Source organism: Rhodococcus sp. LMD (assembly GCF_056108245.1).
Window position 1 is genome coordinate 3,166,957 of record NZ_CM148557.1, and the last position, 22,912, is coordinate 3,189,868.

A 22,912-nucleotide genomic window follows, 5' to 3' on the forward strand; every position below is an offset into this window, starting at 1 on the left:
CCGTCGGGGTGGGGATCTCGTCACGAGATCCCCACCCCCGGCGCCCATCCCCCGCTCTTGCCTTGCCCGAGGAGAACGCGATGACCGTCCTGGAACCTGCTCAGACGCGCGACGCTGCCGTCGATCCCCGCGATCCGCTCCGGCGGCTCGAGCGACTGTTCGACGCGGGCACCCTGAGCCTGCTGCACCCCCGGGACAAGTCCGGCATGCTCGCCGCGATCGGTTCCATCGACGGCGTCCGGACCGTCGCGTACTGCTCCGACGCCACCGTGATGGGTGGCGCCATGGGCGTGGACGGCTGCAAGCACATCGTCGACGCCATCGACACCGCCCTCGAGCAGGACATCCCGATCGTGGGGCTGTGGCATTCGGGCGGTGCCCGGCTCGCAGAGGGCGTCGACTCCCTGCACGCGGTCGGCTTGATCTTCGAGGCAATGGTCCGCGCTTCCGGGCGGATCCCCCAGATCTCCGTCGTCCTCGGGTTCGCGGCGGGTGGCGCCGCCTACGGACCGGCACTCACCGACATCGTCATCATGGCGCCCGAGGCCCGCATCTTCGTCACCGGTCCCGACGTGGTGCGCAGCGTCACCGGTGAGCAGGTCGACATGGAATCGCTCGGCGGTCCGGACACCCACACCAAGAAGTCGGGCGTTGCGCACATCGCCGCCCACGACGAGGACGACGCCCTGCACCGGGCCCGTCGCCTCGTGTCGATGCTTGCCGAACAAGGCGAGTTCGACCTCGACGCCGCCCGTCGCGGCGACACCGACCTGCGGGCGCTGCTGCCCGAATCCCCGCGCCGCGCCTACGATGTCCGCCCGATCGTGCACGAGCTGCTCGACAACGTCGAGGGCGAGTCCAGCTTCGAGGAACTGCAGGCCGGCTGGGCGCGCAGCGTCGTCACCGGTTTCGGTCGTCTCGGCGGCCGCACCGTCGGCGTCATCGCGAACAACCCCTTGCGTCTCGGTGGCTGCCTGGATTCCGTCAGCGCCGAGAAGTCCGCGCGCTTCGTGCGCCTGTGCAATGCGTTCGGCGTCCCTCTCGTCGTCGTCGTCGACGTGCCCGGCTACCTGCCCGGCGTGAGCCAGGAGTGGGAGGGTGTCGTCCGCCGCGGAGCGAAGCTGCTGCATGCGTTCGCCGAGTCCGAGGTGCCCCGCGTGACGCTCGTGACCCGGAAGATCTACGGCGGCGCCTACATCGCGATGAACTCCCGGGCCCTGGGTGCGACCGCCGTGTTCGCCTGGCCCGACGCCGAGGTCGCCGTGATGGGCGCCAAGGCGGCGGTGGGGATCCTGCACAAGCGGGCCCTGGCCGCGGCACCGGAAGAGGAACGCGAGGCGCTGCACGACCGTCTCGCCGCCGAGCACGAAGCCATCGCCGGCGGCGTCGGCCGGGCGATGTCGATCGGTGTCGTCGACGAACTCATCGATCCGGCGACGACCCGCAGCACGCTCGCCCAGGCGCTGGCGTCGGCTCCGGCGCGTCGCGGCCGGCACAAGAACATCCCGCTGTAGGCGGCTGCGCCGCCGGTGCGTCTTTTGGGTTGCCCCAGCAGCCCAAAAGACGCACGGGCCGCGTAGCGGCCTATCCCACGTTCCGGCGCAGCCAGGTCACCTCGGCGCCCTCGCCGCCGCTGCGGTAGGGCTCGAGGGCCTCGTCCCAGGCCGTGCCCAACACCCGGTTCAGCTCCTCGACGATGTTGCTGCCACCGGCGAGCAGTGACCGCAGCCGCATCTCGCCGACCACGACGTCGCCGTTCGCGCTCGTGTTGCCCCGCCACAGTCCCAGTCCGGGCACGTGACTGTAGCGCTCGCCGTCGACGCCGTCGCTGGGGTCCTCGGTGATCTCGAAGCGGATCATCGGCCACACCCGGAGGGCGTCGACGAGGCGTGCGGCGGTCCCCACCGGACCCGCCCAGTTCACAGTGGTGCGCAGTTGTCCGACGTCGACCGGTTGACCGATCCAGGTGAGATCCGGACGGCAATCGAGGGTGGCGGCCAGTGCCCATTCGATATGCGGGCAGACCGCAGCAGGCGACGAGTGGATGTAGACCACCCCGGTCGTCGCATCCGCGAACTGGTTCGACGCACGCACTACACACCTCCACTTCGACGAGGGACGTCTTCCCCAACGGCCTGACATCGAAGCGGTCGCGCATGGCGACAGAGGACAGTCTGCCCGTGTTACTCCTGTTTCGCTAGGGAACGGATGAGGAATTTGAGAATTCGGTGAGGACGTCGTCCGCGAGGGCGGGCCACAGTGGTTTCGCCCACTCGCCGAATGCCCTGTCCGTCAGCACGACACACGCGATCCCCGCGCGGGGATCGACCCACAGGAATGTACCGGACTGACCGAAGTGCCCGTACGTTTCGGGTGAATTGGCCGCACCGGTCCAGTGGGGGTCCTTCCGGCCGCGGATCTCGACACCGAGCCCCCAGTCGTTGGGCTTGTGCATCCCGTACCCGGGCACGATCCCGTCGAGTCCGGGGAACTGCACCCGGGTGGCCTCCGCAAGCGTCTGGGTCGACACCAGACGGGGCGCGAGCAGTTCCGCGGCGAAGTGCGTCAGGTCGGTGAGCGACGACTGCCCACCGTGCCCGGCAGGTCCCGGCAGCGACGACTCCCGCATGCCGAGCGGCTCGAAGACGGCCTGGGTGAGGTATTCGGGGAACGGGATGCCGGTCTCGCCCTCGACGAGCTCCGCGAGAATTTCGAAGCCCGCGCTCGAGTAGATCCGCTTGCGGCCGGGCTCCGCCTGCGACACGCGTTCGTCGAAGGCCAGTCCCGAGGCGTGCGCCAGCAGATGGCGGACGGTCGACCCCGGCGGACCGGCGGGCTGATCGAGTTCGAGCGCGCCCTCCTCCACAGCGACGAGGACCGCGTAGGCGACGAGCGGCTTGGTGACCGATGCGAGACGGTAGAGCCGCAACTGGTCGCCGCGCTCTGCGACGACGCCGCCGGCGCGGGTGAGAACCGCGGCGGCGGCGTGGTCGACAGGCCAGTCGGAGATCGCGTCGAGGCTGTTCACGTACCCAGCCTAGAAGACGGCACCGGTGGCCGCGGAATCACCGATCGGCGTCGGTGTACCGGATGACGCCGCGGATGTTCTTCCCGTCGAGCATGTCCTGGTAGCCGTCGTTGACCTGCTCGAGGGTATACGTGCGGGTGACCATGTCCGCGAGGTTGAGCTGTCCGGCCTTGTACATCGCGAGCAGGTTCGGAATGTCGACCCGCGCATTGCAGCCGCCGAAGATGTTGCCCTGCAGATCCTTCTGCAGCATCGCGAACAGGAACGCGTTCAGCTTCACGTCCATGTCCGTCATGTGCCCCATCGCGGTGACCACGCAGCGGCCGTTCTTCGCGGTCAGCTGCAAGGCCTCCTCGACGTACTCGCCGCGCATCTCGCCCACGGTGATGATCGTCTTGTCCGCCATGCGTCCCCACGTGGTCTCCATGATCGGCATGAGCGCCTCGGCCATCGACGGGTAGGCGTGCGTCGCGCCGAACTTCAGGGCCTGCTCCCGCTTCCACGGCACGGGGTCGATCGCGAAGATCTGTCGCGCTCCGGACGCGACGGCGCCCTGCAGGGCGCTCATCCCCACGCCCCCCACGCCGATCACGGCGACAGCCTCCCCGGGCTTGACGTCGGCGACGTGGGTGGCCGAGCCCCAGCCGGTGGGCACGCCGCAGCCGACGAGGGCGGCCAGCTCGAACGGGACGTCCTTGTCGATCTTGACGACCTGTGTCTGGTTGACCGTCATGTACGGCGAGAAGGTGCCGAGCAGGCACATCGGGATCACGTGCTGTCCGCGCGCCTGGATCCGGTAGGTGCCGTCGGAGATCGCCATCCCGCTGAGCAGGCCCGCGCCGAGATCGCACAGGTTCGAGTGACCGGTGGCGCACGACGGGCAGCGACCGCATGCCGGAATGAAGGACAGGACGACGTGATCGCCGACCTCCAGGCCGACGACGCCGTCGCCGACCTTCGTGATGACGCCGGACCCCTCGTGGCCGCCCATCACCGGGAAGGACGGCATGGGCGTCGCTCCCGTGACGATGTGGTGGTCCGAGTGGCACATCCCCGCCGCCTCCATGCGGATCTGCACCTCGCCCGCGACCGGGTCACCGATCTCGATTTCCTCCACCGACCACGGCTCGTTGAGACCCCACAGGATCGCGCCCTTGGTCTTCATCTGCATCGCCCTCCGTCACAGTGCGTGTGTACGCATGTGACCATAGCCACAAGACGGCGAAATTGGAACAGGTTCTATCGCCGGCGGTCGGCCCGGCCGCAAGCCGGACCGCACCCCCGCCGCACCCGCCGGGCCGGCGGCGCCGGCACGGTGAAACCGGACCGATCACGCGAACGGGACGTCGACCAGGGTGAATCCCAGGGTGAAGATCGAAAACCGCGTAACCCTTCCCCGGGCAGCGGCGGTGTAGACGGCATGAACGTGATCGCCTCGCTGCTCGTCGCGTGGGTCGCCGTCGCTGCGGTGGTGGCCACGATCGTCGGGGCAGCGATCGCCCTCAGAGCCGAGCATCGGTCCCCGCGGCCCGGTCCGATGCAGCCGAAGGGACCACGACGGCGCCCGCACGGTGCGGCCCGCGCCGAGCGGCCGCGCACCGTGTGCGCGGAGCTGCGGGACTGACGCGGCGCCCGGCCCGTCCGGGCCGGGCGCCGGTCCGAGGTGGCGCCGAACGTCGGGGTGCTCGACGCCACCACGATGTCCATCGGGCAGGCGCCGGCGCGTGTGACAGCAGGCGAGGGTGAGACCCGGGGTGATATCCACGGCCGGCGGGTGCGGTCCCGTCGGCGCACTCCGATACGCGACATGCCCAACCGGGTCCGACCGACCCGAGGTTCGGATAGCTTGACTGTGGTACCCGCAATTTCGGCCGCGATTCCATGTCGTAGGAGCTGCGTGTGGCGCACGACCCGACTCTCGTCTTCCACGGCGCCGCGCAGACGGTCACCGGCTCGTGCACGGAGATCGCGCTGGACTCGACGCGGATTCTGGTGGACTGCGGCCTGTTCCAGGGCTCACGCACTCTCGAAGAGCTGAACTACGGTGACTTCGCGTTCGCACCGGACGAGATCGACGCCGTCGTCCTCACCCATGCCCACATCGATCATTGCGGTCTGCTGCCCAAGCTGGTGGCCCAGGGTTTCGAGGGGCCGATCTTCTGCACCGGCCCGACCACCGACCTGCTGGAATTCATGCTCGCCGACGCCGGGCGCATCCAGGAATTCGAAGCCGAGCGGCGGAATCGGCGACGCGACCGCACGCGCGGAAGGAGGTTCGCCCCGCTGTACACGGAGGCAGACGCCCTTGCCGCCTGGGGGCAGGCCCGTCCTGTGGCGCTCGAAGAGTGGTTCGAGCCCGCTGCAGGCTTTCGCGCACGGCTGTGGAACGCGGGGCACATACTGGGGGCCGCGTCGGCGGAGATCGACGCGGAGGGTGTGCGCCTGCTCTTCTCCGGCGACCTCGGTCCCGCCCAGAAGGCGTTCCACCCCGACCCGACCGGCCCCTCGGGGCCGGACCATCTCGTCTGCGAATCCACCTACGGAAACCGGACCCGCGTGCGGATGACGATCGAGCAACGGCGTGACCTGCTCGAAGAGGAGATCGACCGTGCGCTCGGGCACGGCGGCAACCTCGTCGTCCCCGCCTTCGCGCTGGAACGGACGCAGGAACTGCTGCTCGACATCGCACACCTCGTCGACGAGAACCGCATCCCCGCGGTGCCGGTGTTCGTCGACTCACCGCTCGCCAACCGGGCGACCGCGGTGTTCGCCGCGCACGCGAGCGAACTCGAGGATCTCGAGGGGAAGAACATCTTCCACCATCCGGCGATCCACTACATCGACGACGCCTCCACGTCCAAGCGGATCAACGACGTCTCGGGAGCGATCATCATCGCGGCCTCGGGAATGTGCGAGGCGGGGCGCATCCGTCACCACCTGAAGCACAATCTGCACCGCCGGGATTCGACGATTCTGTTCGTCGGCTTCCAGGCGCAGGGTTCGCTCGGCCGCGTGATTCTCGACGGTGCGAAGCGTGTCCGCATCTCCGGTCAGGACATCGACGTGCGGGCGCAGATCCGGCGGATCGACAGCTATTCCGCACACGCGGATCAGGCCGAACTCCTGGACTGGATCACGGCACGCGGTCCCGTGGCAGGCAGCCTGTTCCTCACCCACGGCGAGCCGGAGGCCGTGGCGGCGCTGGCCGAACTGGTGCACGAGCTCGATCCTTCGCTGTCGATCGTCACCCCGGAGATCGGCGAGAGCTACCAGGTGGCGCCCGGCGCCCCCGCGTCACGGGTTCGACCCGCTCGCGCGGACGTCGCGCGCCTGAGCGGGCGCGATTGGCAGAACGACTACGCCGAACTGGCAGTGAGCCTCAAGCAGCAGCTCGGACGCATCGCGGATGCGGAGTCGCGCCGGAAGGCCGTCACCGAGATCCGCGAGATCCTCGACAGCTACGCGGATGTCCACCCCTCGCACGGCACGCGGAAGCGCCGCTGAGCCGGTCCGCACCCCCTCGAGGCGCCCGAATCGCCTGGTTCGGGACCTTCTACCCTGCCCGACCGGGCCGTTCTCCTTCACATCCGCTCGCAGGCCGCCTACGCTCGAATCCGGCCACGCCCCCCTGCACAGTGGCCCTGCCCCGCCGGCGACGACGCGCGAAGCCGGCGGGGCCTCGCATCCTCCCCCTTCGGCAGCACTGCAGCGCCCGCACCTACCGGGGCGGCTACCTCTTGCGGGCGGTGAGCAGCAGGTACTCGGCGTCGTACGCGGTCCGGCCGGGCTCTCCGGCTCGATTCCAGTCCGTGAGGAACTGCAGAAAGCTCCGGTCGAGCTCCGCGGTCCGGTCCGGGTCGGCGGCGTTGAACCGGTACACCGCGATCACCGGACCGTAGTTGCGCTTCCAGTACTCGCGGAACTCGGCCGGCTCCGGGCTGTGGTCCATCACCACGCTTCGGCGATCCATGCTCAGGTCGCTGATCCGATCGCCGAACAACTCGCGGACGTGCCGCTCGTCGCCCCACATCGGGGGCGGCGACGCGCCTTGCGGGGGCGGCGGCGCATACGGGGCCATGAGCCGGAACAGCTGACCGATGAAGCCCTCCGGTGTCCAGTTGATCATCCCGATCGTCCCACCCGGCCGGCACACCCGCAGCAGTTCGTCGGCGACGGCCCGGTGGTGTGGTGCGAACATCGCGCCCACGCTGGAGAGCACGACGTCGAAGCCGGCGTCGGGGAACGGCAGGGCCTCCGCGTCCGCCTCCACCCACTCGAGGTCCACGCCCCGCTCCGCCGCGGCGCTGCGGCCCGCGACGAACAACTCCGGCGTCAGATCGGCGGCGGTGACGATCGCGCCCCGTTCGGCGGCCGGGATGGCAGCGTTGCCGGATCCGGCGCCCACGTCGAGGACCCGCAGGCCCGCCACCACCCCGGCCGCGGCGACGAGCGTCGGCCCGAACGTCGGGATCAGGTCGGCCGCGACCGCCGGATAGTTCCCGGCCGCCCACAACGCCCGGTGCCTGGCCTTCAGCGCCCGGTCGCCGTCACGTTCCACGATGCCGGTCATGATCACTCCTTCGTCCGATGCTGCGGGATCGTGTGTCCCGCACTGGCACCGAGACAGACGTCGCCGCCGCCGCAGGGACGCAATCCCGGCGGAGCGTGCAGGCACCGACGTGGGAGTGCGTCCTTTCCCCGGTACCGTCGTCTGTGGAGGGACACCGCCCGTACAGCGCCCCTTCCCGGAGGACCACACCATGACCACGGCATCCACCCTGACCACGGCATCCACCAGGTCCGCGACGGACGCGGACGCCCTGACCACCGAAGCCGTCTGGCGCGAGTTCGGAGCGCAGCTCCGCGTCTTCGTGCAGCGGCGGATCGCCGATCCGGACCGCGCCGACGACGTGCTCGGCGAAATCCTGCTGCGCGTCCACAGGAACCTCGGCCGGGTCGAGGACCGCGAGCACCTGATCCGGTGGGTGTACCGGATCGCCCGCAGCGCGATCATCGACGACTACCGACGGGCCGCCCGGGATCGGGACCGGCTCGCACCGCTCACCGGCGACGCGCCCGACCCGGCCGGACCGGACGGGGACGACGCGGCGACCGCCCAGCGGGAGCTGGCCGCCTGCCTGCGCCCGCTGCTCGACGGGCTCTCCCCCGAGCAGCGCCGAGCCGTCGAGCTGACCGACCTGGAAGGTCTGACGCAGGCCCGCGCCGCCGCCGTCGAAGGGGTGTCGCTGTCGGGAATGAAGTCCCGGGTCCAGCGGGGCCGGCGGAAGCTGGCCGAACTGCTCGGACGGTGCTGCGCCCTGACCCTCGATGCGCACGGGATGCCCGTGGACTACACCACCCCGACCGACTGCCGCTGCGCCGGCGACCCCCGCTGATCCAGGGGTGCTGATCCTGCGGTGCGCGCCGGTGTGCCGTCGCCGGACGGCACACCGGGGCGAGTTCCGATCAGCCGCAGCAGGCCCCCGCTGTCGGGCTGTCCTCGCTCGCGCAGGCGACCGCACACGCCGAACCCGTCAGCCCGTCCGGGTTGGCGGGATCGTCGTCGGTCACGGCGTAGTACTCCCACCATCCGTTGGGCACGTCGGGCGCGTCGACGAAAACCTTGTCCTGCACGGCATGGCAGCACAGATCCTGCTCGGCGATCGTGGCGGTCAGTCCGGCAGCACGGAACCGAGCCAGCGCTCCGGACACCTCGTCGGGGCCGTCCGTCTCGATCCCCAGGTGGTTCAGACGTTCGCGCGCACCGGGATTCTCGATCAGCACCAGCTTCAGCGGCGGGTCCTCGATCGCGAAGTTGGCGTACCCGGGGCGCTGTTTGTGCGGTGACACCCCGAACAACGCGGTGTAGAACTCGGTCGCCGCGGTGATGTCCTCGACGTTGAGAGCGAGCTGGACTCGGGTGGCAGACATGGCGGTCTCTCCTCGAAATCGGGACACCGGCCCGGGAATCCACCATGGATCCTCGTCACCGTGTGTCCTCCCTACTGACGACCGTCGCGCCGAACGGACGCAGCCGCGTCGTTCGCGCTCGGCGAATGCGTCCTTCGCCGCGGTGCGACGTCCGAAAGGAGACCCGGTCACCGACTCGAAAGGACCCGTCGTGAACACCACATCGACCACGCTGCCCGAGAACTGGAACCGCGCGATGGCCGTCGTCGCGCATCCCGACGACCTCGAGTACGGCGCGGCCGGCGCCGTCGCCCGCTGGACCCGCTCGGGCAAGTCGGTGGCCTACGTCGTCGCCACCGACGGCGAGGCCGGCATCGACGGCCGCACCCCCGCCGAGGCGGCACCTCTGCGACGCCGCGAGCAGCTCGAAGCCGCCGCCGTCGTCGGCGTCGAGGACGTGACATTCCTCGGATACCGCGACGGCGTCGTCGAATACGGACTCGACCTGCGCCGCGCCATCGCCCGCGAGATCCGGAGGTTCCGGCCGGACGTGCTGATCACCGCCACGTACGAGCCCACCTACGGACTGGACGGCGGGCGCATCGTCAATCAGGCCGACCACCGCGCCGTGGGCCTGGCGGTACTCGACGGCGCCCGCGACGCCGGCAATCGCTGGATCTTCCCCGAGTTGCTCGACGAGAACCTGCCTCCGTGGCACGGGGTCGGCCACGTGTACCTGATGGGCGCGAACGAGCCGTCGCACGCCGTCGACGTCACCGAGAGTCTCGACGCCGGAATCGAATCACTGCGCGCCCACCGGTCCTACCTGGACGGGCTGGGCCGGGACTTCGATCCTGCGGCGTTCCTGCGCGAGTTCACCGCGGCCGCCGGAACCCGAATCGGCGTGCGGCACGCCGTCGCCTTCCAGCAGATCCGGCTCCAGGGGGTGTGACGGCCGGAGCGGGAAGGGTGGGGCGGGCGGGGCTCGAACCCGCGACCAATGGATTATGAGTCCACGGCTCTAACCGACTGAGCTACCGCCCCGTCCGCGCGTATCCGAAGGTACGCGACGTGTGCCGAATGCTACCGGCCGCGACGGCCGGTCCCGGTCGCGGGTCACCCCGTGTCGCCGGGCCAGGCCGAACCGCGGCCACGAGGAGGCGTGTGTAACTTCCGTCACACCGGCCACGGTTCGTGCCGGCCGGGACGCGAAAACCCCTTCCACCCGAGATCGGGTGGAAGGGGTTTTCCGGAAGCTCCCCCGGCTGGACTCGAACCAGCAACCGTTCGATTAACAGTCGAATGCTCTGCCAATTGAGCTACAGGGGATTGTCCTGCGTGCCCCGCCGTTTCCCGCGGTGCGTGAAGAACTGTAGCGCCCCACCCGACGCGGCACCAAATCGCCTGCCTGTGAGCCCGGGGACCTGGATCGGGCAGGATGGGTAAGACGCTGACACGGCTGAACGGAGACGACGTTGATCGGACTTTTGGTGGGGGTTGCCGCGGGCTACGTCCTGGGGACACGGGCGGGCCGCGCCCGATACGAACAGCTCAGCAGGACGGCGAAGGCGGTCGCAGGTAGCCCGGTGACGAAGAAGGCGATCGAGGTGAGCCGGCAGAAGCTGGCCGACTCCCTCAGCCCGGAGCCGAAGCTCGAACCGATGAAGCCGCTCGACGAGCAGACCACGATCCTCGTCCCCCGCGACCAGTTGCGGCGGTGACGCGGGTGGCGTGAGGTCAGCCGGCCAGGCCGTCGCCGCTGGTGTCGCCGATGGCCTGGTCGAGCAGGCTGCGCCGATACTGCTCGAGTGCGACGAGGTCCCCGAGCAGCGAGTGGAACTCGTCGGATTCGGTGGCCGGGGAGATGCGCTGCAGTTTGGATTTGAGTTCGGCGACCTGCTCCCCCACCCAGACCTCCTGCAGCCGCGCGAGGACCCCGCCGATGTAGCGGGGCATCCGGTCCTCCTCCGCGGGCAGCGAGTCCACCGCGAGTTCCATGACCAGCGAGTGCACCACGGGGTCGGTGGCGGCGCGGCCGACGGCGTCGACCCATTCCGCGCCGCCGAGTCCCGCGCCGGTCCCGCCGACCGCGGCCACGGCTTCGCGGACGGCCGCGTAGGCCGGATCGGTGAACGTCTCCGCGGGCAGCGAATCGAACACGGTCCCGGCGATGCCGGGGTACTGCAGCGCCGCCTTGAGGGCGTCGCGCTGCGGCCACAGCGCCGGATCGTCGGGACGCGGCCGACGCAGGACCGTCTCCGCGGGCCCCGCCTCCGCCCGCTGGTGCGGCGCGACGGTGCGTGCCTTCTCGTCGCCGCCGCGCGCGACGCGACGGGACTCCTCCTGCACCCGGCGGCGGACGGCCGGAATGTCGTCCCAGCCCACCCAGTGCGACAACTGCACCGCGTAACTGTCGCGCAGCGTACGTTCCTTGATCCGGGCCACCACGGGAACCGTCCGGCGCAGCGCCTCCACCCGACCCTCGGCGGTGTCGAGGTCGTGCTCGGCGAGAATCGACTTGACGACGAACTCGAACATCGGGGTGCGCCGGGCGACGAGGTCGCGCACCGCTCCGTCGCCGGACTCCTGCCGCAGCTCGCACGGATCCATGCCCTGCGGTGCGATCGCGACGAATGTCTTCGCCGTGGTCTTCTGGTCGCCCTCGAACGCCTTCATCGCCGCAGCCCGGCCGGCGGCGTCGCCGTCGAAGGTGTAGATGATCTCACCGCGGAAGTAGCTGTCGTCCATGAGCAGTCGCCGCAGCATCGCCAGATGCTCGTCGCCGAACGCGGTGCCGCACGCGGCCACTGCGGTTTTCACGCCCGACAGGTGCATTGCCATGACGTCGGTGTAGCCCTCGACGATCACCGCCTGGTGCGCCTTGGCGATCTCCCGCTTGGCCAGGTCGAGTCCGAACAGCACCTGGGATTTCTTGTAGAGCAACGTTTCCGGGGTGTTGACGTACTTTGCCGCGAGCGTGTCGTCGTCGAACAGGCGGCGGGCTCCGAATCCGATGACGTCGCCGGCGAGGTTGCGGATCGGCCACAGCAGCCGCCGGTGGAACCGGTCGATGGGTCCGCGGCGACCCTGCTTGGACAGACCGGCCGCCTCGAGCTCGGCGAATTCGAAGCCGCGGGAGAGCAGGTGCCTGGTGAGCGCATCCCAGCCGGCGGGAGCGTATCCGCACCCGAACGCCGCGGCCGCGGCTTCGTCGAAGCTGCGTTCGGTCAGGTAGTCCCGCGCCGCCTGAGCGTCGGGCGTCCGCAGCTGCTCGGCGTAGAACTCCTGCGCCGCCGCGTTGGCGGCGACGAGCCGTGCGCGGGTGCCGCGGTCGCGCTGCACCGACGGTCCCCCGCCCTCGTAGTTGAGGGTGTAGCCGACCCGGTCGGCGAGCTGCTCGACGGCTTCGACGAAACTGATGTGCTCGATCTTCTGCAGGAACGAGTACACGTCGCCGCCCTCGCCGCAGCCGAAGCAGTGGAAGTGGCCGTGGTTGGGACGGACGTGGAAGGACGGGGACTTCTCGTCGTGGAAGGGGCACAGCCCCTTCATCGAATCGGCGCCGCCGCGCCTGAGGGCGACGTACTCGCCGACGATGTCCTCGATCCGGACGCGGTCACGGACGGCCGCGATGTCCCTGTCTGAAATTCGCCCGGCCACGACGACGAGTCTAGGCGCTACCCCCAACTCGCCTGCGCGGCGAGGCTGTCGCGGTCGATCCGCTCGAGCCGGGACTCGGTGCACGAAGCGATCTGGTCGACGATCACCCGCATGCGGGCGGCGTCGTCGGGCGCGGCGTCCCAGAGGGGGACGAAGAACGGGTCGAGGCCGACAGGGGCCGTGCGCTCGAGCCATTCGGCGACGCGGTGGATCCGTTCCCGCTGCCGTTCCTGACGCTGCCGGTGGGCGGCATCGGACATCACGAACTGCAGGGCCATGGTCTTGAGCAGGGCCACCTCGGACGCGACGACAGGCGGGACGACGAGGTCGGCGTCGTAGCGGGTGACCGGGCGATCGCCGGTGACGGCGCGGGTGCCGATGATCGCGGCCGTCGCGAAGCGGCCGACGAGTTCACTGGTGAGCCGCTTGAGCGCCACCGAGCACGCGAGGCTGCCGTCGTAGGTGTCGACGGCCTGGACCACCGGCATCTGCGACAGTCGCTTCGAGGCCTCCACCAGCTCGTTCGGATCGAGACCGGAGAACTCGCGCATGCCGAGATCGACGAGCGTGTTCACCGACGCCGGGTCGGTGAGCACGCGCAGGTCGATCCGTCCGTCGATCACGCCGTCCTCGACGTCGTGGACGGAGTAGGCGACGTCGTCGGACCAGTCCATGATCTGGGCTTCGAGGCACTTGCGCCGGTCCGGCGCGCCGTCGCGCACCCACTCGAGGACGTCGGCGTCGTCGTCGTAGGCGCCGAACTTCGCGCCGGGCGCCGGGCGGGTCCACGGATACTTCAGTGTCGCGTCGAGGGCCGCGCGGGTGAGATTGAGACCGGCGCTCGCGCCGTCGGGATGGACGATCTTCGGCTCGAGGCACGTGAGGATCCGCAGATTCTGCGCGTTGCCCTCGAATCCGCCGCACCCGGCGGCTACCTCGTCGAGGGCGCGCTCGCCGTTGTGACCGTAGGGCGGGTGCCCGATGTCGTGCGCGAGGCCGGCGAGGTCCACCAGGTCGGGATCGCAACCGAGCCCGTCGGCGATGCTGCGGCCGATCTGGGCGACCTCGATCGAGTGGGTGAGCCGGGTGCGCGGAGTGTCACCGTCGCGGGGGCCGACGACCTGGGTCTTGTCGGCGAGCCGCCGCAGGGCGGCGCTGTGCTGGACCCGGGCGCGGTCCCGCGCGAACGGCGTACGGCTCGCGGTCGCCGGCCCGGCACCGGCGAGCGCCGATACCTTCGGGACCTCGGTGACACGCCGTTCGAGGTCGTGTTCGTCGTAGCCCGGCATCACGTCCTCCTTCACTGTGCGGCCGTGTAGGGGAAGTCCGCCGAGTCGTGGGTGAGCTGGTACCAGATCAGCGCGCCCGTCTCACGGGCGATCCCGTGCAGCTGCGACTCCCGGGTGTACACGGCGGGTCCGGTGCGGGTCGGCGCGGTCCACGCATCGAGACCGGCGTCGCGGGCCATGGTGCGAGTACGCAGCGAATGCCACGGATCGCTCACCAGCACCGCGGAGTGCAGCCCCTGCGCGCTCATCTCGCGTCCGACCGCCTCGACACTGAGCAGCGTGTCCGAGCCCTCCTCGACCGCGGTGATCGCCGACTCCGGCACACCCTTGGCGACCAGATAGTTCTTGCCGGAGGCCGCCTCGGTGAACAGGTCACCCTCCTGCTTCCCGCCGACGGTGACGATCCGTTCGGCTACCCGGTTCTCGTACAGGGTGAAGGCCTGGTCGAGGCGGGCCTGGAACACCGACGAGGGGGTGCCGGAGTATTGGGCGGCGCCGAGCACGACGATGGCGTCGGCCGGGCTCCAGTCGTCGATGCGCGCCACCTGCCACACCCGCACCGCGGTCCCGGCGAGGACCGCGATCGCCGCGAGCACCACTCCGAGCACCAGCCGGCGTGTCCAGCGCGCGACGCTCGTCCCGAACCCACGCCGGGTTTCGGGGAGGGGCGGTGCTGGGCGTAGACGGGCTGCGGTACTCACTCCCCGATTCTGCCAGTGTTGCGTGTGTGCCCACCCGGCGACGCGCCACGGGCGACGACGCAGGCGAGCCGATAGATTCGAACGCATGTCACCGCATTCGGTCGTCGTCCGGCCACGTCCGGTCCGTCCGCTCCACCGTTCGCTGTCGCTGTCGGTGCCGGTCCTGCTGGCGGCGCTGGCCTGGTTGTTGCTGCCCGGTTCGGCGACGGCCGAGCCGCCCTTCCGGCTCCCGCAGCCGATCACCGACACGGCCGGCGTACTGGGTCCGGCGGAGACGGCGCAGATCGAGCAGGCGGCGGACGCGCTCTACGCCGAGCACGGGGTGCAGTTGTGGGTGGCGTACGTGCCGACATTTTCCGGACTGTCGTCCGACGACTGGACCGAGCAGACCGCGCAGGCCAGCAACTTCGGCACCGACACCGCCCTGCTCGCCGTGGCCACGCAGGACCGCGAGTACGCGCTGTGGACGCCGAACGCGTTGTCCGGGGTCACCGCGTCCGAGCGGGACGCCATCAGCACGGACCGGATCGTGCCGCAGCTGCGGAACGAGAACTGGGCCGGGGCCGCGGTGGCGGCGGCCGAGGGTCTCGACGAGGCGTTGTCGGCCTCGGGTTCGGGCTCGGGCTCGGGCTCGGGCACCACGCTGCTCGTGGGGGGCGGGGTCATCGCCGCCGGCGCCGGCGGGGTGTACCTGTACTCCAAGCGCGCCAAGCGCAAGCGGGCCGAGGCGGGCGCCCGGGCCGCGGCGGACACCGACCCGACCGACACCGACGCACTGAGTGCACTGCCGCTCGAAGGACTCGAACTGCATGCCCAGAAGATCCTGGTCGAGACCGACAACGCGGTCCGTTCGAGCCACGAGGCGCTCGAACTGGCGCGCGGGGAATTCGGCGATGCCGCGGTTCAACCGTTCGACCACGCCTACCGTCAGGCGCAGTCGGCCCTGGCGTCCGCGTTCGAGATCCGGCAGCGGCTCGACGACGCCATCCCCGAGACGCCTCAGCAGCAGCGCGACATGCTCGTGCAGTTGATCTCGTCGTGCGGGCGCGCGGACCGGGAACTCGACGCGCAGGTCGAGGCCTTCGACCGGATGCGCGATCTGCTGCTCGATGCACCCGCCCGCCTCGACGCACTCACCCAGCGCGCGATCGCGTTGCGGGCCCGCCTCCCCGAGGCCGAGGCGACGCTGGCGAACCTGCGCACGGAGTTCCCGGCCGGCGCGCTCGCCCCGATCACCGACAACGTGGCGCTGGCCCAGGACGAGATCGAGTTCGCCGAGAAGTCAGTCGACCAGGGCCGCACCGCGGTGGCGCGCCCCGTCGGCGAGCAGGGCGACGCGGTGCGCGCCATCCGGGAAGCGGAAGGCGCTCTGGGGCACGCGGCGACCATGCTCGACGCGATCGACCACGCCGCCGACGACATCCGGCGGGCGATCGCGACGTTGCCGGCGGCGATGGCCGACGCCGAACAGGGCATCGCCGACGCGGGACAGCTCGCCGATGCCGGGGGCGCGGAACTCGCCGAAGCCCGCAGGGCCGCGCAGGAGGCACTCGACCACGCGCGGGCGGCGATGAACACCGACCCGCTGGGCAGCTTCACCCGAGTCGTGGAGGCGGACGCCCGCCTCGACGCGCTGCGCGCCCGCACCCGTCAGGCACAGGAGCAGGCGCAGCGCAGCCGTCAACGTCTCGAGCAGGATCTGACGGCCGCCCAGTCCCAGGTCACCGCTGCCGCGGACTTCATCGGGACGCGGCGCGGCGTGATCGGCGCCGAAGCCCGCACCCGCCTGTCGGAGGCGCAGCGCCATCTGCAGGCCGCGCAGCAGCTCGCCGCCCACGACCCGGGCCGGGCCCTGCAACACGCTCAGGCGGCGGGGACCCTCGCGGCGAATGCGCTGCGCGCAGCGCAGAACGACGTGCAGCGTTGGGACCGTCAGCAGCGTCCGCCCCGCGGCGGCGCCTCCGGCGGCAACATCGCCGGTGCGGTGCTCGGCGGCATCCTGATCAACAGCGTCCTGACCGGTGGCCGCGGGGGCTTCGGCGGCGGGGGCTTCGGCGGTGGGGGCTTCGGGGGCGGCGGGTTCGGCGGCAGCAGCGGCGGGCGGTTCTGACCGCGACCGTGCAGTGAGGGGGTCGCCTCGTGCGAGGCGACCCCCTCACTGCGGCTGCGCGGTCAGGCGCCGATCAGCCGCTGGGCCAGGTAACCCTCGACCTGGTCGAGCCCGACGCGCTCCTGCGCCATGGTGTCGCGCTCGCGGATGGTGACGGCCTGGTCCTCGAGGGTGTCGAAGTCGACCGTGATGCAGAACGGGGTGCCGATCTCGTCCTGGCGGCGGTAGCGGCGGCCGATGGCGCCGGCGTCGTCGAACTCGATGTTCCAGTACTGGCGCAGCTGCGCGGCGAGGTCCTTCGCCTTGGGGCTCAGATCCGCATTGCGCGACAGCGGCAGCACCGCCGCCTTGACCGGGGCGAGCCGGCGATCGAGGCGCAGCACGGTGCGCTTGTCGACGCCACCCTTCGCGTTGGGTGCCTCGTCCTCGCTGTAGGCGTCGACGAGGAACGCCATGAGCGAACGCGTCAGACCCGCTGCCGGCTCGATGACGTACGGGGTGTACCGCTCGTTGGTGGTCTGGTCGAAGAAGCTCAGGTCGGCACCCGAGTGCTGCGCGTGCGTCGACAGGTCGAAGTCGGTGCGGTTGGCGACGCCCTCGAGCTCGCCCCATTCGCTGCCCTGGAAGTGGAAGCGGTACTCGATGTCGACGGTGCGCTTGGAGTAGTGGGACAGCTTGTCCTGCGGGTGCTCGTACAGGCGCAGGTTGTCCTTGTTGATGCCGAGTCCGGTGTACCAGTCCATCCGGTAGTCGATCCAGTACTGGTGCCACTGCTCGTCCTCGCCCGGCTTGACGAAGAACTCCATCTCCATCTGCTCGAACTCGCGGGTCCGGAAGATGAAGTTGCCCGGGGTGATCTCGTTGCGGAAGCTCTTGCCGATCTGGCCGATGCCGAACGGCGGCTTCTTGCGCGACGTGGTGAGCACGTTGGCGAAGTTCACGAAGATGCCCTGCGCGGTCTCGGGACGCAGGTAGTGCAGCCCCTCCTCGCTCTCGATCGGGCCGAGATAGGTCTTGAGCATCATGTTGAAGTCGCGGGGCTCGGTCCACTGGCCCTTGGTGCCGCAGTCGGGGCAGGCGATCTCCGACATCGGAACAGCGTCGGGATCGTCGAGCTTGTTCTTCTCGGCGTACGCCTCCTGCAGGTGATCCTGGCGGTGTCGCTTGTGACAGCTCAGGCACTCGACGAGCGGATCGTTGAAGACCCCGACATGACCCGAGGCCACCCACACCTGACGCGGCAGGATCACCGACGAGTCCAGTCCGACGACGTCCTCGCGGCTGGTGACCATGTTGCGCCACCACTGCTTCTTGATGTTCTCCTTGAGCTCCACGCCGAGCGGCCCGTAGTCCCAGGCCGACCTCGTACCGCCGTAGATCTCACCGCAGGGATAGACCAGGCCCCGGCGCTTGGCCAGGTTGGCGACGGTATCGATCTTGGATTTCGGTGCCACTCGGATTCACTCCATCTTCGATGCGGGGTTTCGCAGCGTGCGTCGACCCGTAAGCCTATCGCTCCGGTCGGCGGGGCCGAACGTCGCGCCGGTTGACATGCACATTCGTGCATATCAAAATGGGATCGGTTTGCAATAACGCGGCCGAGGACCCGAAGGAGACCCGTTGAGCGTTGCCGACACCGGCCCCGGCGGCGACGCCAGCGCCGCGCCCCCTCCGCACGAGGACTGCCGTCCGGGCTCGGCGGCACCCGCCCCGGCCCCGGCTCCGTCGCGGGAGACCCTCGCCGCCGCCGGCGAGCTCCTGCGCGCCCTGGCCGCACCCGTGCGCATCGCGATCGTGCTGCAACTGCGCGAGTCCGAACACTGTGTCCACGAGCTGGTCGGGGCGCTCGGCGTCACCCAACCGCTGATCAGCCAGCACCTGCGCATCCTCAAGGCCGCAGGCGTGGTCCGCGGCGAGCGCGCCGGACGCGAGGTGCTCTACCGTCTCGTCGACGACCATCTCGCCCACATCGTCGTCGATGCCGTCGCCCACGTCGAGGAAGGTTGACCCCAGCCGTGCCGCCCGCCCCCAAACCCGTCGTCGGAGTCCGCTCCACCAGACAACGCAGTGCGATCTCCGCGCTGCTCGACGAGATCGAAGAATTCCGTTCGGCCCAGGACCTGCACGACGAACTGCGCCGGCGCGGCGAGGGCATCGGCCTGACCACCGTCTACCGCACCCTGCAGTCCCTTGCCGAAGCCGGCACCGTCGACGTGCTGCGCACCGACAGCGGGGAGTCCGTCTACCGGCGCTGCTCGTCCGGTCACCACCACCATCTCGTGTGCCGCGCGTGCGGATTCACCGTCGAGGTGGACGGGCCCGCGGTCGAGCGCTGGTCCCACGAGGTGGCCGAGGACAACGGCTTCGTCGACGTCAGCCACACCGTCGAGATCTTCGGCACCTGCCGCGAGTGCGCGGACGCCGAGCCCCCAACCTCCCGCTGAGCGCAACCTCCCGCTGAGCGCAACCTCCCGCTGAGCGCAGCCTCCGCTGAGCGGTGACCCTCAGCGGCACCCGCAGCCGTCGCAACCGCACCCGCCCAGCAGATCGCCGGTCTCGCCGCCCGGCTCGTCGAACACGCACGCCCGGCCGCCGAGCCGCGTTGCGAGGTCGGGAGCCGACGGCACCAGCGCCGCCACGACCGCGACCGCGCGCGCCAGGTGCGCCGGCACCAGCGGGTGCGCCGGGACGCGCTGCACCGCCGTCACCCGATCCTGGTGGAGTTCGAGCCTCGCGTCCGGCCACCGCGCCTGCAGGTCGACGAGGACCTCGGCCGCGCGGGTGCGACCGGCGATCCGCTCCACCAGGTACGTCGTCAGCTCCACCACTCCCGCCCGGGAGTCGACGACGACGTAGGTGAGCACATCGTCGACCCAGATCGGCACATCGCCGTCCGTGTCGGGTTCGATCTCCTCGGCGAGGACCGTCGACAGGACACGCAGCACGGCCGCGCGCAGCGCGTCGTCGTCCCCGGTGACGATCGGGAGGTCCCAGTCGAGTTCGCTCACTCGGATCCGCCCGTACCCGCGACGGCCGAGCGCGCGTCGCCGGCACCACCGAGCACGAGCAGCAGCATCGTCGTCAGGGGCGAATCGTCGAGCCCGGTGGCGGGAAAGGAGTACCGGAGCACCACGTCCGCCTCGGCGTCCCGCTCGACGAGGTGGATCGACCCGAACTGCAGCGCGTCGGCTGCCGTGGCGACGCGTGTGCGCAACGCGTCGTCGAGTGGCAGGTCCCACGCGAGGATTCCGGTCAGCGACACCACGTCGAGGCCTTCGGTGAGGGTCACCACCCGCACGGCGCAGGGCACGCCCGCGTAGTCGAATCCCAGCGCGTCGTCGCCGTTCGTCCTGGGTTCGTGCAGGGCGACGAACTCCGCCAGCGCGGACGCGATCCGCTCGCGCAGGCCCAGTCCGCTCGGGTCCATTCCGCCGGGGTCGGGTGCCCGATCGCCCGGTCCGGTCCCGGCGTCCGTCACTTCACACCCCCGAATCGACGGTCGCGCGAGGCGTACTCCACACACGCGGCCCACAGGTCCCGACGGTCGAAGTCGGGGAACATCTTGTCCTGGAACACCATTTCGGCGTAGGCCGACTGCCAGAGCAGGAAGTTCGAGGTGCGCTGCTCACCGGACGGCCGCAGGAACAGGTCCACGTCCGGCATGTCGGGTTCGTCGAGGTACCGCGCCACCGTGGCCTCGGTGACGCGTTCCGGGTCGAGCTCACCCGCAGCCACACGACGCGCGATTTCCCTTGCGGCATCGGCGATCTCGGCGCGACCCCCGTAGTTCACGCACATGGTGAGGGTCATCACGTCGTTGTCGCGGGTCAGTTCCTCGGCGATCTCGAGTTCCTTGACGACGCTGCGCCACAGCTTGGGCCGTCGTCCGGCCCAGCGCACGCGCACCCCCATCTCGTGCATCTCGTCGCGCCGGCGGCGGATGACGTCCCGGTTGAAGCCCATGAGGAAGCGCACCTCGTCCGGGCTGCGCTTCCAGTTCTCGGTGGAGAACGCATACGCCGAGAGCCACTTGACGCCCATCTCGATGCAGCCGCACACCGTGTCCATCAGCACCGCCTCGCCGCGTTCGTGGCCGGCGGTGCGGGGCAGGCCGCGTTCCTGCGCCCAGCGTCCGTTGCCGTCCATGACCAGGGCGACGTGCCGCGGGATCAGTTCGGGCTGCAGCCCCGGTGGGCGGGCGCCGGACGGATGCGGGTCGGGTGGCCGGATCTCGCGGTCACGCGATGCTTGCGGGGTGCGGCGTCGAATCACGCCCCCCATCCTGCCCGACCGTCTCCCCCTCCACAGTCACGGCATGGGGACGACTGCGTTCGATGAGGGGCAGGGTCCGCAACTGCCGCTCCAGATGCCACTGCAGGTGGGCGGCGATCAAGCCGCTGGCCTGCCCACGCGTGGCCGCGGACACCGTTTCGGTGCCCTGCCAGCGACCGTGGAACAGCGCGTCCATCAGGTCCAGCACCCCCGCGCCGGGGGTCGCGGCACCCGGCGGACGGCACCGCACGCACACCGCTCCCCCGGCCGCGACATGGAATGCGCGATGCGGGCCGGGCTCGTCGCAGCGGGCGCAGCGGTCGATCGCCGGTGCCCAGCCTGCGTAGGCCATCGCGCGCAGCAGGTACGCGTCGAGAATCAGCTCCGGCGGCCGGATCCGGTCGGACAGCGCACGGAGGGCACCGACGGTGAGGCGGTGCAGTTGCGGGACGGGAGCGCGTTCCTCACCGGCGAGCCGTTCGGCGGTCTCGAGCACGGCACACGCGGTGGTGTAGCGGCCGTAGTCGTCGACGATGTCGGCACCGAACGCGTCGACGGTCTGGACCTGCGTGACGATGTCGAGGCTGCGACCCGGATGTAGTTGCACGTCGATGTGCGCGAACGGCTCGAGCCGGGCCCCGAACTTCGAGCGGGTGCGGCGCACACCTTTCGCGACGGCCCGCACGAGCCCGTGGCGACGGGTGAGCAGGGTGACGATGCGGTCGGCCTCGCCCAGCTTGTGCTGGCGCAGCACCACCGCGTGATCCCGGTACAACCTCACGATCCGAGTCTGTCACGTCCGGCCGACACCGGGCGCACCCCGCGTCCGCATTCACCCGATCGGCTCAGGTGGCGCTGCGCTCCTCGGCGCCCATCGCACCGAGCACGGCCTGCCGGGCGGCCGGACCACCGGTGATCCGGCGCTCGCTGACACCGTTGACGAGCAGCCGGCCCCAGCGCTGCTCGTCGAACTCGGCGGGGGCGGTGGAGTCGAGGAACTCCTCGACCACCCGGACGAACCTGATGGGGTCGTCGCGGAACGGGAAGTGACCGGAGTTGCGGAAGACCTCGAGCCGGGAATGCGGCATCGCCGAATGCGCCAGGTGCGCGTGCCCGACCGGGATCACACTGTCGTGCTCACCCCAGATCAGCTGCACGGGCAGGTCCTCGGTCAGATAGCAGCGGTCGAGCATCGTCACCACCTGACCACGCCAGTCCACGACGGCGCGCAGCGTGCGCAGGAACGCCTCGCACGCCGTGGGATCGGGCAGGCCCCCCAGAACCCGGATCAGGTCCGAGGTGTCGTGCAGCAGGACACCGGGACGCAGGGGCGTGTCGTGCCATCGGCCCAGTAGCCCCCCGGCGATACGCACAGCGGGCATGGCACCCGGGATCCGCAGCAGCTTGAGCGCCTCGCTCAGCCCCGGCAGGGACAGTGCCCGCAGGGCGGGGTGCACGTCCTTGGTGACGCCACCGGCCGAGACCAGCACGAGCCGGTCGATCAACTGCGGGAACTGGTACGCGAACTGCATCGCGACACCGCCGCCGAGGGAATGCCCGACCACCGTGACGCGGTCGATGCCCAGCACCGACAGCAGATCTCGGACCCCGTTGGCGTATCCGGCGACCGAGTAGTCGCTGCGGGGCTTGTCGGAGCGGCCGTGGCCGAGCAGGTCCGGGGCGATGACCGTGTACTTGCGGGCCAGATGCGGGATGATCTCCCGCCAGGTCGAGGAGTTGTCGCCGATCCCGTGGATCAGCAGCAGGGCGGGCCCGTCACCGGCGATCCGGAACGCGCGGCGGTAGCCGTGGATGGTCCGGAAGACCACCCGCGTCTCCGTATCCGGTACGCGCCGGAGGGTGCGTGTGCGTGATGAACCCATGTGTAACTCCTGCCAGCCGGTCTCCACGACATCACGGGAGGCGCCCGCGATATCCCCGG

The 22,912-nt window shown here is 70.3% G+C and carries 23 protein-coding genes and 2 tRNA genes; 9 read left to right on the forward strand and 16 right to left on the reverse strand.

The features are described 5' to 3' along the window. The first annotated feature begins 80 nt into the window (after positions 1 to 80). Positions 81 to 1,514: an acyl-CoA carboxylase subunit beta gene (locus ACWPQI_RS14520; protein WP_010594287.1), complete on the forward strand. Its 1,434-nt coding sequence runs from the start codon at positions 81 to 83 to the stop codon at positions 1,512 to 1,514. Positions 1,515 to 1,584: 70 nt separating this feature from the next. On the opposite strand, the gene ACWPQI_RS14525 is transcribed toward ACWPQI_RS14520, so the two are convergent. The 3 genes from ACWPQI_RS14525 to ACWPQI_RS14535 all read right to left on the reverse strand — a co-directional run bounded on the left by ACWPQI_RS14525 (position 1,585) and on the right by ACWPQI_RS14535 (position 4,193). Further along, a complete protein-coding gene (locus tag ACWPQI_RS14525) occupies positions 1,585 to 2,094 on the reverse strand; it encodes a DUF3145 domain-containing protein (RefSeq protein WP_003937070.1) in 510 nt (169 codons plus the stop codon). 103 nt (positions 2,095 to 2,197) lie between these two features. Further along, complete coding sequence (locus ACWPQI_RS14530) at positions 2,198 to 3,028, reverse strand: serine hydrolase domain-containing protein (protein WP_010594286.1); 831 nt, start codon at positions 3,026 to 3,028, stop codon at positions 2,198 to 2,200. Between the two features lie 37 nt (positions 3,029 to 3,065). Then, on the reverse strand, positions 3,066 to 4,193 hold the full coding sequence (locus ACWPQI_RS14535; protein ID WP_010594285.1) for an NDMA-dependent alcohol dehydrogenase: 1,128 nt from the start codon (positions 4,191 to 4,193) through the stop codon (positions 3,066 to 3,068). Between the two features lie 255 nt (positions 4,194 to 4,448). On the opposite strand from ACWPQI_RS14535, the gene ACWPQI_RS14540 reads away from it, so the two are divergent. Both ACWPQI_RS14540 and ACWPQI_RS14545 read left to right on the forward strand, forming a co-directional pair. Then, entirely contained in the window at positions 4,449 to 4,652 is a 204-nt protein-coding gene (locus tag ACWPQI_RS14540) for a hypothetical protein (protein WP_010594284.1), read from the forward strand. A gap of 275 nt (positions 4,653 to 4,927) precedes the next feature. Beyond that, the gene (locus ACWPQI_RS14545) at positions 4,928 to 6,532 is read left to right on the forward strand and encodes an MBL fold metallo-hydrolase (RefSeq protein WP_010594283.1); all 1,605 of its coding nucleotides are present in this window, start codon (positions 4,928 to 4,930) and stop codon (positions 6,530 to 6,532) included. Between the two features lie 226 nt (positions 6,533 to 6,758). Here ACWPQI_RS14545 and ACWPQI_RS14550 read toward each other — a convergent pair whose 3' ends face one another. Next, positions 6,759 to 7,598, reverse strand: a complete 840-nt coding sequence (locus ACWPQI_RS14550; protein ID WP_029540024.1) for a class I SAM-dependent methyltransferase — start codon at positions 7,596 to 7,598, stop codon at positions 6,759 to 6,761. A gap of 190 nt (positions 7,599 to 7,788) precedes the next feature. On the opposite strand from ACWPQI_RS14550, the gene ACWPQI_RS14555 reads away from it, so the two are divergent. Further along, a complete protein-coding gene (locus ACWPQI_RS14555) occupies positions 7,789 to 8,424 on the forward strand; it encodes a sigma-70 family RNA polymerase sigma factor (protein ID WP_010594281.1) in 636 nt (211 codons plus the stop codon). A 70-nt stretch (positions 8,425 to 8,494) separates the two neighbouring features. On the opposite strand, the gene ACWPQI_RS14560 is transcribed toward ACWPQI_RS14555, so the two are convergent. After that, positions 8,495 to 8,959 carry an ArsI/CadI family heavy metal resistance metalloenzyme gene (locus tag ACWPQI_RS14560; protein WP_017680336.1) on the reverse strand — a complete coding sequence of 155 codons (465 nt, stop codon included), beginning with the start codon at positions 8,957 to 8,959 and terminating at the stop codon, positions 8,495 to 8,497. Positions 8,960 to 9,149: 190 nt separating this feature from the next. Between ACWPQI_RS14560 and ACWPQI_RS14565 the strand changes: the two genes are divergently transcribed. Continuing rightward, on the forward strand, positions 9,150 to 9,890 hold the full coding sequence (locus ACWPQI_RS14565) for a PIG-L deacetylase family protein (RefSeq protein ID WP_010594278.1): 741 nt from the start codon (positions 9,150 to 9,152) through the stop codon (positions 9,888 to 9,890). Between the two features lie 18 nt (positions 9,891 to 9,908). Here ACWPQI_RS14565 and ACWPQI_RS14570 read toward each other — a convergent pair. Both ACWPQI_RS14570 and ACWPQI_RS14575 read right to left on the reverse strand, forming a co-directional pair. Beyond that, positions 9,909 to 9,982, reverse strand: a tRNA-Ile gene (locus tag ACWPQI_RS14570). A gap of 212 nt (positions 9,983 to 10,194) precedes the next feature. Then, a tRNA-Asn gene (locus tag ACWPQI_RS14575) sits at positions 10,195 to 10,267 on the reverse strand. A gap of 146 nt (positions 10,268 to 10,413) precedes the next feature. On the opposite strand from ACWPQI_RS14575, the gene ACWPQI_RS14580 reads away from it, so the two are divergent. Continuing rightward, positions 10,414 to 10,659, forward strand: a complete 246-nt coding sequence (locus ACWPQI_RS14580) for a hypothetical protein (RefSeq protein ID WP_010594277.1) — start codon at positions 10,414 to 10,416, stop codon at positions 10,657 to 10,659. Positions 10,660 to 10,675: 16 nt separating this feature from the next. Here the strand turns inward: ACWPQI_RS14580 and dnaG are convergent, their stop codons facing one another. From dnaG to ACWPQI_RS14595, 3 genes are read right to left on the reverse strand one after another with little or no spacing between them, the layout of a single operon-like run. Further along, on the reverse strand, positions 10,676 to 12,598 hold the full coding sequence (gene dnaG, locus ACWPQI_RS14585) for a DNA primase (RefSeq protein ID WP_010594276.1): 1,923 nt from the start codon (positions 12,596 to 12,598) through the stop codon (positions 10,676 to 10,678). A gap of 17 nt (positions 12,599 to 12,615) precedes the next feature. Further along, entirely contained in the window at positions 12,616 to 13,887 is a 1,272-nt protein-coding gene (locus tag ACWPQI_RS14590) for a deoxyguanosinetriphosphate triphosphohydrolase (protein ID WP_010594275.1), read from the reverse strand. A gap of 11 nt (positions 13,888 to 13,898) precedes the next feature. Next, on the reverse strand, positions 13,899 to 14,588 hold the full coding sequence (locus ACWPQI_RS14595; RefSeq protein ID WP_026137657.1) for a YdcF family protein: 690 nt from the start codon (positions 14,586 to 14,588) through the stop codon (positions 13,899 to 13,901). Positions 14,589 to 14,673: 85 nt separating this feature from the next. Between ACWPQI_RS14595 and ACWPQI_RS14600 the strand changes: the two genes are divergently transcribed. After that, positions 14,674 to 16,698 carry a TPM domain-containing protein gene (locus ACWPQI_RS14600; RefSeq protein WP_040275183.1) on the forward strand — a complete coding sequence of 675 codons (2,025 nt, stop codon included), beginning with the start codon at positions 14,674 to 14,676 and terminating at the stop codon, positions 16,696 to 16,698. A gap of 62 nt (positions 16,699 to 16,760) precedes the next feature. Here the strand turns inward: ACWPQI_RS14600 and ACWPQI_RS14605 are convergent, their stop codons facing one another. After that, entirely contained in the window at positions 16,761 to 18,152 is a 1,392-nt protein-coding gene (locus ACWPQI_RS14605; RefSeq protein ID WP_017680332.1) for a glycine--tRNA ligase, read from the reverse strand. Between the two features lie 166 nt (positions 18,153 to 18,318). Here ACWPQI_RS14605 and ACWPQI_RS14610 point away from each other — a divergent pair, with 166 nt between their 5' ends. Next, entirely contained in the window at positions 18,319 to 18,705 is a 387-nt protein-coding gene (locus tag ACWPQI_RS14610; RefSeq protein WP_010594271.1) for an ArsR/SmtB family transcription factor, read from the forward strand. 8 nt (positions 18,706 to 18,713) lie between these two features. Continuing rightward, positions 18,714 to 19,142: a Fur family transcriptional regulator gene (locus ACWPQI_RS14615; protein ID WP_010594270.1), complete on the forward strand. Its 429-nt coding sequence runs from the start codon at positions 18,714 to 18,716 to the stop codon at positions 19,140 to 19,142. A gap of 60 nt (positions 19,143 to 19,202) precedes the next feature. Here ACWPQI_RS14615 and ACWPQI_RS14620 read toward each other — a convergent pair whose 3' ends face one another. From ACWPQI_RS14620 to ACWPQI_RS14640, 5 genes are all read right to left on the reverse strand, one after another. After that, a complete protein-coding gene (locus ACWPQI_RS14620) occupies positions 19,203 to 19,706 on the reverse strand; it encodes a T3SS (YopN, CesT) and YbjN peptide-binding chaperone 1 (protein WP_017680331.1) in 504 nt (167 codons plus the stop codon). Further along, entirely contained in the window at positions 19,703 to 20,176 is a 474-nt protein-coding gene (locus tag ACWPQI_RS14625) for a hypothetical protein (RefSeq protein ID WP_010594268.1), read from the reverse strand. The genes ACWPQI_RS14620 and ACWPQI_RS14625 overlap by 4 nt, the downstream gene beginning before the upstream one ends. Next, the gene (locus ACWPQI_RS14630; RefSeq protein ID WP_040275176.1) at positions 20,173 to 20,979 is read right to left on the reverse strand and encodes an isoprenyl transferase; all 807 of its coding nucleotides are present in this window, start codon (positions 20,977 to 20,979) and stop codon (positions 20,173 to 20,175) included. The genes ACWPQI_RS14625 and ACWPQI_RS14630 overlap by 4 nt, the downstream gene beginning before the upstream one ends. Next, a complete protein-coding gene (gene recO / locus ACWPQI_RS14635; protein WP_082061366.1) occupies positions 20,936 to 21,751 on the reverse strand; it encodes a DNA repair protein RecO in 816 nt (271 codons plus the stop codon). The genes ACWPQI_RS14630 and recO overlap by 44 nt, the downstream gene beginning before the upstream one ends. Positions 21,752 to 21,815: 64 nt before the next feature. Beyond that, positions 21,816 to 22,853 (reverse strand): alpha/beta fold hydrolase, encoded by a 1,038-nt coding sequence (locus ACWPQI_RS14640; protein ID WP_026137655.1) that lies wholly within the window; start codon positions 22,851 to 22,853, stop codon positions 21,816 to 21,818. Positions 22,854 to 22,912 lie beyond the last annotated feature (59 nt).